12 protein-coding genes are annotated in these 12,363 nt (G+C 65.7%); 9 read left to right on the forward strand and 3 right to left on the reverse strand.

Features of this window, described 5'->3' with window-relative positions; all coding sequences use genetic code 11:
* Positions 1-378: 378 nt before the first annotated feature.
* Positions 379-1,299: a 2OG-Fe(II) oxygenase gene (locus E5P3_RS34185; protein ID WP_162590471.1), complete on the reverse strand. Its 921-nt coding sequence runs from the start codon at positions 1,297-1,299 to the stop codon at positions 379-381.
* 266 nt (positions 1,300-1,565) lie between these two features.
* Complete coding sequence (locus E5P3_RS34190) at positions 1,566-1,820, reverse strand: hypothetical protein (protein WP_162590472.1); 255 nt, start codon at positions 1,818-1,820, stop codon at positions 1,566-1,568.
* 393 nt (positions 1,821-2,213) lie between these two features.
* Here E5P3_RS34190 and E5P3_RS34195 point away from each other — a divergent pair, with 393 nt between their 5' ends.
* The 9 genes from E5P3_RS34195 to E5P3_RS34235 all read left to right on the forward strand — a co-directional run bounded on the left by E5P3_RS34195 (position 2,214) and on the right by E5P3_RS34235 (position 11,915).
* Positions 2,214-3,092: a hypothetical protein gene (locus tag E5P3_RS34195; RefSeq protein ID WP_162590473.1), complete on the forward strand. Its 879-nt coding sequence runs from the start codon at positions 2,214-2,216 to the stop codon at positions 3,090-3,092.
* Positions 3,093-3,293: 201 nt separating this feature from the next.
* Entirely contained in the window at positions 3,294-3,647 is a 354-nt protein-coding gene (locus E5P3_RS34200; protein WP_162590474.1) for a hypothetical protein, read from the forward strand.
* Between the two features lie 133 nt (positions 3,648-3,780).
* On the forward strand, positions 3,781-5,043 hold the full coding sequence (locus E5P3_RS34205; RefSeq protein WP_162590475.1) for a TolC family protein: 1,263 nt from the start codon (positions 3,781-3,783) through the stop codon (positions 5,041-5,043).
* Positions 5,040-5,666, forward strand: coding sequence for a hypothetical protein (locus E5P3_RS34210; protein ID WP_162590476.1), 627 nt, complete (start codon positions 5,040-5,042; stop codon positions 5,664-5,666). Before E5P3_RS34205 ends, E5P3_RS34210 begins: the two co-directional genes overlap by 4 nt.
* Positions 5,663-6,838 carry an efflux RND transporter periplasmic adaptor subunit gene (locus E5P3_RS34215; RefSeq protein ID WP_162590477.1) on the forward strand — a complete coding sequence of 392 codons (1,176 nt, stop codon included), beginning with the start codon at positions 5,663-5,665 and terminating at the stop codon, positions 6,836-6,838. The genes E5P3_RS34210 and E5P3_RS34215 overlap by 4 nt, the downstream gene beginning before the upstream one ends.
* Before the next feature lie 13 nt (positions 6,839-6,851).
* A complete protein-coding gene (locus tag E5P3_RS34220) occupies positions 6,852-9,992 on the forward strand; it encodes an efflux RND transporter permease subunit (protein ID WP_162590478.1) in 3,141 nt (1,046 codons plus the stop codon).
* 87 nt (positions 9,993-10,079) lie between these two features.
* Positions 10,080-10,475: a hypothetical protein gene (locus E5P3_RS34225; RefSeq protein ID WP_174263172.1), complete on the forward strand. Its 396-nt coding sequence runs from the start codon at positions 10,080-10,082 to the stop codon at positions 10,473-10,475.
* A 126-nt stretch (positions 10,476-10,601) separates the two neighbouring features.
* On the forward strand, positions 10,602-10,838 hold the full coding sequence (locus E5P3_RS34230; RefSeq protein ID WP_162590479.1) for a hypothetical protein: 237 nt from the start codon (positions 10,602-10,604) through the stop codon (positions 10,836-10,838).
* Between the two features lie 21 nt (positions 10,839-10,859).
* Complete coding sequence (locus E5P3_RS34235; RefSeq protein WP_162590480.1) at positions 10,860-11,915, forward strand: DMT family transporter; 1,056 nt, start codon at positions 10,860-10,862, stop codon at positions 11,913-11,915.
* 73 nt (positions 11,916-11,988) lie between these two features.
* Here the strand turns inward: E5P3_RS34235 and E5P3_RS34240 are convergent, their stop codons facing one another.
* On the reverse strand, positions 11,989-12,156 hold the full coding sequence (locus E5P3_RS34240; RefSeq protein ID WP_162590481.1) for a hypothetical protein: 168 nt from the start codon (positions 12,154-12,156) through the stop codon (positions 11,989-11,991).
* Between the last annotated feature and the right edge of the window lie 207 nt (positions 12,157-12,363).

A 12,363-nucleotide genomic window follows, 5' to 3' on the forward strand; every position in this document is an offset into this window, starting at 1 on the left:
TGACTCGGCAGCGGAATGCGCGCGACGTTCCATTGGGCCTCCTCGATCAAGCCTCTGTTACAAATCAGGACAACCTGTACCGACTTGCTCGGCTTGGCCGTTCTTCTTACGAACAAAGTATCAATTCATGCCGAATCTTGCGTGAACGAACGCCCGCTGCAAACCACCAAGAAGTACAGCTAGCCCCTCCGTGCATCCGCCTATCGACATATGCCGATGCACTTTTTGCGTTTGTTCGCGCCACGAAACGGCGGCAGCCGTGACTGTGCGTGAAGTTCTTACATCTGAATACTTAGGGATTACATGTACGCGCCGATTCATGCTTCTGAAACATGGAAGGCCAGCACCCCTGGCCTGCGGCCCGTCTCCTTCCGGTGATCAGCCGCGGCCGGCGATCTTTCGTGCCAGCATCCAGACGGCCGGCGGCGTGAGCATGCGCGCGACGGCCTTGGCCCGGTCCATGCTGTGCATCTTCATGAAGACCGAGGCCGATTCGTCCCCGTGCTGCTTGCCGGCGAGCGGGCTGGTGTAGTAGTAGGCGGCGACAGAGCGGCGCGGCCGGCCGTCCGGCGCCTGCAGCGGCTTGGTATGGCCGTGGTAGCTGATCGGCCCGTGCGGCAGCAGAATGGTGCGGCCGAACTCGGGCTGCACGGTGGTCAAGCAGCGGTCCTGCTTCTTGTCCCAGAGTTCGAGCCCGGAACCCCAGGCCGGGTCCCATCCCTTGTTGAGATAGGTGATGAAGACCATCTCGTTCCTCAGCCCCAGATGGCGGTGGCGGTTGAAGTCGCGGTGCACCGCGAAAGTCGCGCCGGTGCGGCTCTCGTGCAGGCCGCCGCCAAAGAGCTTCGGATCTGGCAGCAGGTAGGGCACGCCGGTGATGGAGGACAGCCAGTCGATGAACCAGCCGGAATTGATGATGTCGAAGTACAGCTGCGAGGCCGGGCCCAGCGCCGCGCCGAGCACCGAGCGGCGCGTCGACTCATATGGAGTCTTGACTTCAGCCCAGTAAGTGCTCGGAAGCGCGTCGAATTCTTCGGCCACCAGTTCGAGCAGTGTCGGATGGAACGTGTTCTCAAGAACGAGGTGAGGGAACGGTATTGCGCTCACCAATTGTTCGCGCAGCCGTTCGCGCTGTCCGGGTGCAAAGAGCGCTGGGTTGACGAGTTCCCCACGCGGCAAGCACACGCCCCGGATGCTGACGAAGTCGGCAGGCGGAAGACAGAGCGCCTCAGGTGACACTTCGGCCAGCGGCTGTTCATGAGCGCGCAGGTCAGGCAATTCGGACAGCAGTGCAGCCATGGCAACACCTCCACGACGCTCTATGAAGCGTCTTATTTTGAATCCTTAAGTGTTAATCGTAACCTAAAGATTCAAAACGTGACGATCATGTTTACGGCATAGCTCGTTCGGCATGCCGTAGCGTCATCTGGGAGTTCATCCTGGAGCGCCGGTTACCTCCAGCGGGCGGGACAAGTGTTTCTTGAGGGGACCTGATTGCGAGCCTTTTGCGTTGCGACGTCGCTTGCATGCCGCGAGCGGACCGCCGTAAGCAGGGCCGCGGCCAGCTACTTCTTCTTCGCTTCGCCTGTCTTTCCGTCCTTCTTCATCATGTCTGCACACATTTTCATGTGCGCGTCGTCCTTCTTCATCTCGCCTTTTTTGGCCATCGCCATGTGATCCTTGCACTCCTGCGTGGTCATGTTGCTCTTCGTGCTGCCTCTGGCAGCGGAGTCGCTCTTCTTCGACGCATCTTGAGCCGCGGCGCCACCAGTTACCAGCGCAATGCTCACGCAAATCAGAGCTGTAACGATATTCTTCATTATCTCCTGCAGAGCTAAGTGGGAGGAAAGCCCGCCTGCGGTTCTGTATCGCCGAAAGCGCGAAGAGCATTGAAGGCGAAGGGGCCTGGTCGGGCGCGGCACCTTGTCGGCAAGCTGCTTTCGCTGGTGCTTGCAGACACGATGTCCAGTTAAACGTAGGCCGCCCACCCCACCGAGCAGCATCGGACATGAGGCGACACATGCGTAGGACCGAAGGCGCAGGTGGCAATCGGGCGTGAAGGTGAGGGTCAAGGCGTACGCCGGTGCTGGGTTGCTCCGCAGCTGGGTGGATGCAACGCGCGCGCCACAGTCCGGGCTACGCCGTGACCCACAGCATCTGAGCGGATCGTCTGTCACGTCTGGCGGTGCGGGCGGCCCAAAGTATTCGGCGCCATGATGAAAACCGTCGCCCGAAAGGCCGTGCTGCTCTGCCTTTGTTGTCTGCTATTGCCGTCGATCGCAGTGGCACAAGGCAGCGGCGCCGCCGCTTTGTTGGCAAAGTTCAATGCGAGCCGGTCGCAGCTCGAGCGAAACGCTTTTGGTCGCCCGCTGGTGATCGAATCTAACGAGACGGCCGACCGGCTGAGCGGCGACGCCCATGCGGTCGTTGATCATCCATTCGCCAAGGTAAGCAACTCGTTAAGCATGTCCGTCGTCTGGTGCGAGATTCTCATGCTGCACCTCAACACAAAGCACTGCGCCGTGCGGGAAACTTCTGGAACGACGACCCTCGCCGTCGCGATCGGCCGCAAGTACGACCAGCCGCTCGCCGATGCACAGCGCATTGACTTCGCCTGGCGGCCGGCCACCATCACCTCCGACTACCTGGCGGTGCAACTGAGCGCTGCCCGCGGTCCGTTCGCGACCCGTGATTACCGCATCGAACTCAAGGCCACGCCGCTCGACGATCGCAAGACCTTCATCCATCTCGCTTACGCCTACGCCGACGGGATGGTGGCGCGGCTCGCCATGCAGGTCTACATCGCAACGGTCGGAAGCGGCAAGGTGGGGTTCACCGCGACGGGGAAGGATTCAGCCGGCCGGCCGGAATACGTAGGAGGAATGCGAGGCGTCGTGGAGCGCAATACGATGCGCTACTATCTCGCGATCGACTCCTACCTGGACGCGCCCGACGACCAGCAGCTCGAAGAGCGTCTCGCCAAGTGGTTCGACAGCACCGAACAGTATTCGCATCAACTCCATGAAATGAACCGAAGCGACTATCTCGCTATGAAACGAAAAGAGTACGAGCGAATGAAGGCAGCGCGGTGAGTCCCGCTTGATGGCCGTCGCCGCGCCCAAGATCGGGGTGCGTCTTCCAAATACCTTCGGGCTCCGTGTTGCTTGAACAGCGAACAAGTTCCTACGCGTGGCGTCGGCGACAGAACTTCCCATATCTCCAGAGCAACGAAACCGCCCGTTGCAACGCACGCACCTGGGCGTGCGCTGGGCCGCCTCGGCTAGACTTGCAGAATGCGCCGCAGGCTTGCCCTCGTCCTCCTCCTGCTCTCTGCGTTTTGCCAGGCCTTCGCCATCGCCGGCCAGGCCACCGCATTTGCAGAGGCGGAAACCGTGGCCCACGCCTTCCTGCATTGGCAGGGGGAGGCGCATCATCACGACGATGATGGATCTGTGGCCCAGGATGACTCGGACGAGTCGGTGCAACACGTGGTGGCCGACGGCTGCTTGGGCGCTTCAGCCATCTGGGCTTCTACTTCTTTCTCCTTTGCACCTGCCGAAACGGCGCGACCCCTGATGGTCGACCAGATGGCCGCGCCCTGGCCGTCGCTCGATCGCCTTCAACGACCTCCACGCCTGACCGCCTGAAAACGCCACTGCTCGCCGCGCGCCTGCGCGGCTGAGCCGTTTTCATGTTGGCGATTCCTGCTCCCAGATCCAGGCACGCACCGCGTGTGTTCGTTCTGGGAGTCCGATCGCCGCCGAGTCAGTCAGGAGTTCCGTGAAATCAGTCCCGTGGTTTGTGGCCTGTGCCATTGCAGGCAGTGCGCTGGTGGGGGCGATCGCGCCCGCCGCCGCACAACCATCCCCGTCTTCCGTTCAACCGGGCGCTGCCGGCGTGACCCTGGCCCAGGCCACCGAGGCCGCTTGGCAGCGCGCCGTCCAGTTTCGGGAGGCCGAATCCCAGGGCCGGCGCGCCCGCGCCGAACAGACCGCAGCCGCCAGCCTCTGGGCCGCGTCTCCAGCGATGGAGCTCAACCACCTCAACGACCGTGCGCATTCCAATGCCGGGCGTCGGGAAACAGAAGTAGGTTTCGTCTGGCCCTTGTGGCTGCCGGGCCAGCGCGATGCACGTGCTGCTGCGGCCGATGCCGAGCTGAAGCTGGCTGACGTCAGCACCGAGGCGGCGCGTTTGCGCGTTGCCGGTCAGGTACGTGAGGCCGCCTGGCGGCTGTCGGCGGCACAGGCGGAAGCGGCGTCGGCGGCCGCCCAGGGTCAATACCTGCAGCGGATTGCCGGCGACGTGCAGCGTCGCGTCCAGGCCGGAGATCTTGCGCGATCGGACGCCCTGGCCGCACGCGCCGAGCTGCTGGAGGCCCAGGCGCTGCGAAGCGAAATCGATCAGCGCCTGCAGGTCCTTCGGGCCCAGTGGCGAACATTGACCGGTCTGGACGCGATGCCGGACTTGCCCCCGCCGCCGCTCTCGCCGGCGGCCGATGATCTCGCGGCCGGTGTCGAGCACCCCGAGCTGCGCCTGGCCGCGCAGTCCGTCGAGCGCGCGCGCAAGCGCGTGGAGGTGGTCAACGCATCCAGGCGGGACCCGCCCGAAGTCACGTTGCGGTATCGCGAAGAGGCGCCGGGAATGGGCGAGAGCACCCAACGCGGCATCGGCATCGGCCTTCGGATCCCGTTCGGCACCGATGGTCGCAATGCGCCGCTGCAAGCGGCGGCTTTCGGCGATCTGGATGTGGCCGAAACCACGGAACAGCGGCTGCGTGAACGACAGGAAGCGGACGTCCGCGTAGCGCGGGCCGCCTTACAAAGCGCTGCGCATCAACTCGACAGCACGCGAAGCCGCGCTGGCCTGCTGCGCGAGCGCGCCCAGCTCATCGACAAATCGTTCCAGGCAGGAGAGACCTCCCTGCCGGAACTGCTGCGCGCTGCCAATGCCGCTGCGCTGGCCGACGCGGCCCTCGCGCGCCAGCAAGCGGCATTGGGCCTGGCCCAGGCCCAACTCCAACAAGCACTTGGACGCCTCCCATGATTGACCTTCTCCATTCCCCCCAACCAACGCAGTACCGGCTGATGCTGGCCGTCGTGCTGCCTCTGGTGCTCCTGCTGTCCGCCAGCGCCTTCGCTGCACCGGGCGCCCACGGTCCGAACGGCGAACACCTCGACGGCCCAGCGCAAACAGCGAGCGTTGGAAGCGCCGCGCCCCGTATGGAGGCCAAGTCAGAGACGTTCGAACTGGTAGCGCACTTGCGAGAAGACGAACTGTCGATGCTCATCAACCGATTCGAAACCAATGAGCCCGTGCTCGACGCCAAGGTGGAAGTCGAGTCCGGCGCGGTCAAGGCGGTTGCGAAATTCCATTCCGACCACGGCGACTACGCGATCGACGACCCGGCCTTTCTCAAAGCTCTCAAGGCTCCCGGAGCGCATCCGCTCGTGATCACGGTGCTCGCCGGCGCCGACACGGATCTCCTGGAGGGCACCCTCAACACTGAAGGCACAGCCGCGGGGCACGGCCACTCCCACGATGACGAGCGTGGGCATGGCGTTCCGGCCACAGTCTGGATCGCATTGGCGCTCTTGACATGCGGCGTTGCCATCTACGTCCTTAACCGTGGCGCTCGCGCGCGGGACACGATCGGGGGTGCTCAATGACGCACGGATTTCGGCTTGAAGTCTGCGCTTCGGCAGCGCGTCGCTCGGCAAGCTTTACCGTCGTCGCACTGGCGGTCGGCGCGCTCGCCCCTGCGGCTTTGTTCGCAGCTCCCGGTGCACACGGACCCAACGGTGAGCACCTGGATGCGCCTGGCAGCAACAGCACCGCATCCGGCCTCGCACGGCTGCCCGACGGCAGCGTGCAGGTGCCGATGCTGGCGCAGCGGCGCATGGCCATCCGGACCATCCTGGCGATAGAAGGCGAAGCGTCAGCGACCGTGGAACTGCCCGGCCGCGTTGTCATGGACCCCAACGCCGGCGGCCGCGTGCAGGCGATCCATGGCGGGCGTATCGAAGCGGGCGCGCGCGGCCTGCCCGTGGCTGGCCAGGCCGTGCGTCAAGGCGAGGTGCTCGCGCATGTGCGACACCATGCCGACCCCTACGCGCTGGCGAGCCAGCAGGCGCAGTTGGCCGAGCTGCGCAGCAGCCGGCAACTGGCGGCGCAGCGCGTCGAGCGCCTGCAGTCGCTCGAGGGCACGGTGCCTCGCAAGGACATCGAGGCCGCCCGCGCGGAGATGCAGAGCCTGTCCGCTCGAGAAAAGAGCATCGGCGCGAGCCTCGGCGCCCGCGAAGCGCTCGTGGCGCCCGTGTCGGGCGTCATCGCACGGGCGGATGCCGTATCCGGCCAGATCGTCGAGGCCCGCGACGTGCTGTTCGAGGTGATCGATCCGGCCCGTGTGCTGGTCGAGGCGACCACCGCTGATCCGGCGCTGCCCGCGCGTGTTAGCGAAGCAACGCTTCAGGGCGCACCTGGCGTGAAGCTCAAGCTGCTGGGCGCGGCCCACAGTCTTCGCGATGGCGTGCTGCCGCTGACCTTCCGGGCCCAGGCCGAAAAATCCGGCTCGGCCATGCCGCTCGCGGTCGGCCAGCCGGTGACTGTCGTCGCATCGCTCAACGAACGCATCAAGGGCTATGTGCTGCCGGCGCAAGCCGTGGTGCGCAACAGCGCCAACGAGCCCATCGTCTGGATCAAGTCCGGCGCCGAGCGCTACATCCCGCAGCCGGTGCAATACCGCCCGCTGGACGCCTCGACGGTGGTCATCACCCAGGGCCTGGGCGCCGACAATCGCGTCGTGGTGCAAGGTGCTCCGCTGATCGCGCAGATCCGCTGAACGGAGCCTCTGCATGTTCAATTGGATCGTTCATAACAGCCTGCGCGGGCGCCTCTTCGTGCTGGCTCTGGCGGCGCTGCTGCTGGTCTATGGCGCCATCACCGCCTGGCGCACGCCGGTCGACGTCTTTCCGGACCTCAACAAGCCGCTGGTGACCGTGCTCACGGAAGCCGGCGGCATGGCGCCCGAAGAAGTCGAGCAGCTCGTCACCTTCCCCTTGGAGACCGCGCTCAACGGCATGCCGGGCGTGACGCGCGTGCGCTCGACCTCCGGCGTGGGGCTGTCCATCCTCTACGCCGAGTTTGACTGGGACACCGACATCTATCGCAACCGCCAGCTCGTGGCCGAGCGCCTGGCGCTGGTGCGCGAGCAGCTGCCCGCGGGCATCACCCCGGCCATGGGGCCGGTGTCCTCGATCATGGGCGAGGTGATGCTGATCGCATTGCCCCTGGAAGGAAACGGCAAGACGGCCGCGGACCCGATGCGCGCGCGCGAGTACGCCGACTTCGTGCTGCGCCCTCGCTTGCTGTCCGTCGCCGGCGTCTCCCAGGTCATCCCGATCGGCGGCGACGTGCGGCAACTGCGCGTCGAACCCGACACGGCGCGCATGGCCCAGTACGGTGTCTCCCTGACCCAGGTCGAACAGGCGCTGCGCGGCTTCGCGAGCAATGCGGGCGGCGGCTTCATCGACCTCAACAGCCGCGAGTTCCTGATTCGCCATCTTGGCCGCACCAACCGGGTCGAGGACCTGCGCGGAATCGCCGTTGCCTGGAAGGAGGGTCGCCCCGTCCTGCTGGAGCAGGTGGCCAATGTGCGTTTCGCTGCCAGCATGAAGCGCGGCGACGCCGGCTACAACGGCCTGCCGGCGGTGATCGTCAGCGTGCAGAAGCAGCCCGCCGCCGACACCGTGAAGCTGACGCGCGCCATCGAGGCCGCGCTGGGCGAGCTGCAACAAGGCTTGCCACCCGGCCTGGCCGCGCCCAAGGTGCTGTTCCGCCAGGCCGACTTCATCGAGGCATCGATCCGCAATGTCAGCGAGGCACTGCGCGACGGCGCCATCATGGTGGCGATCGTGCTGTTCGCCTTCTTGCTCTCTGCGCGGACCACGCTGATTTCCCTGGTGGCGATCCCTCTGGCGCTTGCGGTCACCGCGCTGGTGTTCAAGCTGCTGGGGCAGTCCATCAACGTGATGACGCTGGGCGGCCTGGCGATCGCGATCGGCGAACTGGTCGATGACGCGGTGGTGGACGTGGAGAACATCCTGCGCCGCCTGAAGCAGAACCGCGCGGCCGGCAATCCGCTTTCCACGATGGAAGTCGTGAGCAGGGCGAGCGTCGAGGTGCGGTCCGGCATCGTCTACGCGACGGCCATCGTGGTGCTGGTGTTCGTGCCGCTGTTCGCGCTGCCGGGCATCGAGGGGCGGCTCTTCTCGCCGCTGGGTATCGCCTACATCGTCTCGATCCTGGCTTCCATGCTGGTGTCGATGACGGTGACCCCGGTGCTGTGCCTCTACCTGCTGCCGAGGATGAAGCGCCTGGATCGCGGTGACAGTCCGCTGGTCGTTCGCCTCAAGCGCTGGGACGAGAAGGTGCTGGGCTGGTCCTTCGCGCGCGCCAAGCTGCTGATCGCCATCGCCGCGGTGGCAGTGGCCGCTGCGGCGGCGAGCGTGCCGTTCTTCCCGCGGGCCTTCCTGCCGGCCTTCAACGAAGGTTCTCTGGTGCTCGGCATGATCTTCAATCCCGGCACCGCGCTGGCCGAAGCCAACCGCATGGGGTCGCTTGCGGAGACGCTGATCGCCGAGGTTCCCGAGGTGACCCAGGTCGGGCGCCGCACCGGGCGCGCCGAGCTCGACGAGCATGCCGAGGGCGTGCACGCGGCCGAGATCGATGTGGACCTGAAGCGCTCCGCGCGCGACCGCGAGACCGTGATGGCGGACATCCGGGCGCGGCTCTCGGTGCTTCCGGCGCAGGTCGCCATTGGCCAACCGATCTCGCACCGTCTGGACCACCTGCTGTCGGGCGTGCGCGCGCAGATCGCGCTGAAGATCTTCGGCGACGACACCGACACCCTGCGCGGGCTCGGCGAGCAGATGCGCCAAGGCCTCTCGGGCGTTCCCGGCCTGGTCGATCTGACGGTCGAGAAGCAGGTGCTGATCCCGCAGATCATGGTCCGGCTCGATCATCGCAAGCTCGCGCAGACAGGCCTCTCGCCGGGCGAAGCGGTGCGCGTGCTGCAGGCACTGACGGATGGCGCGCATGGTGCCCAGATCGTGGACGGCCTGCGTCGCTACGACTTGGTGCTGCGCCTGCCGGACGGCCGCCTCAGCCCGCAGGACCTTGCCGCGACGCTGATCGACACGCCGGCCGGCCGCCTGCCGGTCTCGGCCATTGCCACAGTCGAGGAAACCGACGGACCCAACCAGATCGGCCGCGAGAACGGGCGCCGGCGCATCGTGGTCTACGCCAACACCGACGGTTCGGACATGGGCCGGGTGATCCAGGACATCCGGGGCGTGATCGCCAAGACGCCATTGCCGCCAGGGACCTTCGTGAGCCTGGAAGGACAGTTCCAGGCCCAGGAACAGGCGATGAACCTGATCCTCGGTCTGTCGCTGATCTCGCTGGCGATAATCTTTCTCGTGCTGTACGCGCGCTACAAATCCGCGGTGCTGGCCGGGATCATCATGGCCAACATCCCGCTGGCGCTCATCGGCAGTGTGGTGGCCATGTGGCTGGCGGGCGTCAGCCTGTCTGTGGCCTCGATGGTCGGCTTCATCACACTGGCGGGCATCGCCACGCGCAACGGCATCCTGAAGGTCAGCCACTACATCAACCTCTGCCGCTTCGAAGGCGAGAGTTTCGGCATCCCGATGATCGTGCGCGGCTCGCTGGAGCGCCTCACGCCGGTGCTGATGACGGCTCTGGTGGCGGCCTTCGCGCTGACGCCGCTGCTGCTTGCCGCCGACGCGCCGGGCAAGGAGATCCTGCATCCGGTCGCCGTGGTGATCTTCGGCGGCCTGGTCAGCTCGACCGTGCTCGACACGCTGCTCACACCGGTGCTGTTCTGGCTGCTCGGCCGCCGCGGCACCGAGCGCTTGCTCGAGGTGGAGTCACCCGGACCTGGCCTCCCGCCGGTACCGCAGGAGTCGTACTGAGGTGGCCCTGACACCCGTTTCCATTCCCCAAGGCTTTGCGGCGCCGCCTTGTCAAAGCGCGCCTTCCCCTGACCAAAGGAAAAACCGATGATCCTGAAAAACTCTCCCTTGCGCCTTCTCGCCGCCGCCGTGGTCCTGGCCGCGTCCACACTGAGCGTGAACAGCGCGTTTGCGCATGGTGCTGCGAAAGCGCAGCACGGCGGCATCGTGCAAAGCGCGAGCGACCTGTCGTTCGAGCTGGTCGCAGCCGGCGACGGCGCGACGATCTACGTGCTCGACCATGAAGACGAGTTCGACACTGCCGGCACGAGCGGCAAGCTCACAGTGCTCAACGGCGCCGAAAAATCCGAAGCCGATCTGAAGTCCGCGGGCGGCAACAAGCTGGAAGCGAAAGGCGTCAAGCTGGGCAAGGGCTCCAAGGTCGTAGCGGCGCTGCGGACGGCGGACAAGAAGACCATCACCGTGCGGTTCACACTGAGGTGATCCGCGGGCGTTTATCGGCGACCAGCGCGGCGTTGGCAATTGCAGGGGCGCAGCCTCTTACAGGGCTGCGCCGGCCTGCTCGCCGAGCGCGCTCGCTTCCTGGAGGGCTGGCGGCCGGGACGGGTCGTGCAGATCGACGCGGGCGCGGCCATCGCCGCGCGAATGGCCAGAGATTGCCGCGAGATGGCGGCCCCCGATGCTGCGGCGAGGGAGCGCTACGCCCTGGTGCGCTACTCTGAAGCGCCCAGCCGATATGCGCACCACGTCGCGCCTTTGTCCGAAGCTGAAACGATCAAGGTCGGGGATAGGGTGCAGGTCAACATCCGGCACTGTGATGTTCCGCCGGTGGCTGTCGAAGACTAAGACACTTGAAGGCAATTGCGCATGAAGCACAGCCTCATCCACTTACCCGCGCTGCGCGGCGGCCTCCTGGCCTTGTTCGCAGCCGGGCTGTTCGGCATCAGCACGCCGCTGGTCCAGCGATTCGGAACAGGCCTCTGCGCATTCACGACGGCGGCTTTGCTTTATGCAGGTGCCGCTGCCGTCGGTGCGTTCTCGCGTCAGCGCGCGGAAAAGGAGGCCCGACTCGTGCGTGGAGACGTTCCGCGCTTGTTGTTGATGGCGGCCCTGGGCGCTGTGTTGGGGCCGGTGGCGCTGGCCTGGGGCCTTCAGCACACCAGCGGCACCAGCGCATCGCTCATGCTGACGCTGGAGGCGCTGTTCACGGCGGTGCTGGCGCGATACCTCTATCAGGAGACGATGGATCGCCGCGTCGGGGCCGCCATGCTGCTGCTGCTCGCGGGGGGTGTGGCACTGGTGCTCGATCAAGGCCGCAGTGGAGGCACGCAGCTCTGGGGTCTGTTGGCGGTGCTCCTGGCCACTGCGGCATGGGGCGCGGACAACACACTGTCTCGGGGACTCGCAGAACGTGATCCCGGCCAGGTTGTCCTGGGCAAGGCCGTGATAGGCGCTCTCGCAACGACCGCGCTGGCGTTGCTCTTCGGCGATCCGCTGCCCACGTGGGGCGCCGCTGCCGCGCTCTTCCTCGTCGGCGCGACCGGGTACGGCCTCAGCCTGCGCTTTTACTTGCTGGCACAGCGCGCGTTCGGCGCGGCGCGCACCGGATCCGTTTTTGCGTTCGCGCCGTTCATCGGCGCAGCGCTCGCGATCGCACTTGGCGACCGAAGCGGAACGTGGGTCATGGCCGTGGGCGGCGTACTCATGATGCTGGGCGTGACTCTTCACCTTGCGGAGTCGCACGGGCACGAGCATCAACACGATCCGCTGGATCATGAGCACGCTCACACGCACGACGATGGACATCACACGCATACCCATGATGTGCCGCCCGATGGACCACACAGCCGTCGGCACACGCACGAGCCTCTGCGGCACTCCCACGGCCATGTGCCTGATGCGCACCATCGGCACGAACATTGATGCAGTCGTGGCGGCCGTGTCGCTCCTAAATCGGGAGAAGGCTCCGCCGCAAACGAACCGGCGGTCGAGCCGATCAGTCGAGCGTCACGATTGCGACATAGAGCTCGACGGCGACCCAGCCGATCAAGGCAGCAGCACCAATCAGCAAGATGACCGTCGAAACGACTTTGCCTGCCAAGTAGCGGCACGCTGAAGCCATCGGCGTATCGCCGGGTCGTCGATCACGGGAGGGAAGGTCCATGCGGTCATTTTTGACCTCGCGACACGCGGTGTAAATGGAATGTTCCCTTGGTGGGCTCGTCTGGCAAGCCCAATATTTGGTATTGGACGACTGCGCCTCTCGCCTCTCAATTGGGTAGTCCATCGCCGCAGTCCAGCCGCTGGGCTGCGAGGTTGGCGATGCTGCTTCCTGGCATCACGGGCGGCTTCCAGGTCGGACGCGCTCAAG

Source organism: Variovorax sp. RA8 (assembly GCF_901827175.1).
Lineage (GTDB): Bacteria > Pseudomonadota > Gammaproteobacteria > Burkholderiales > Burkholderiaceae_C > Variovorax.

Coding starts and splice junctions, on each gene's coding strand:
- E5P3_RS34195 (WP_162590473.1), top strand. CDS start 2,214: ATGATGAAAACCGTCGCCCGAAAGGCCGTGCTGCTCTGCCTTTGTTGT.
- E5P3_RS34190 (WP_162590472.1), bottom strand. CDS start 1,820: ATGAAGAATATCGTTACAGCTCTGATTTGCGTGAGCATTGCGCTGGTA.
- E5P3_RS34225 (WP_174263172.1), top strand. CDS start 10,080: ATGATCCTGAAAAACTCTCCCTTGCGCCTTCTCGCCGCCGCCGTGGTC.
- E5P3_RS34235 (WP_162590480.1), top strand. CDS start 10,860: ATGAAGCACAGCCTCATCCACTTACCCGCGCTGCGCGGCGGCCTCCTG.
- E5P3_RS34200 (WP_162590474.1), top strand. CDS start 3,294: ATGCGCCGCAGGCTTGCCCTCGTCCTCCTCCTGCTCTCTGCGTTTTGC.
- E5P3_RS34185 (WP_162590471.1), bottom strand. CDS start 1,299: ATGGCTGCACTGCTGTCCGAATTGCCTGACCTGCGCGCTCATGAACAG.
- E5P3_RS34220 (WP_162590478.1), top strand. CDS start 6,852: ATGTTCAATTGGATCGTTCATAACAGCCTGCGCGGGCGCCTCTTCGTG.
- E5P3_RS34215 (WP_162590477.1), top strand. CDS start 5,663: ATGACGCACGGATTTCGGCTTGAAGTCTGCGCTTCGGCAGCGCGTCGC.
- E5P3_RS34240 (WP_162590481.1), bottom strand. CDS start 12,156: ATGGACCTTCCCTCCCGTGATCGACGACCCGGCGATACGCCGATGGCT.
- E5P3_RS34210 (WP_162590476.1), top strand. CDS start 5,040: ATGATTGACCTTCTCCATTCCCCCCAACCAACGCAGTACCGGCTGATG.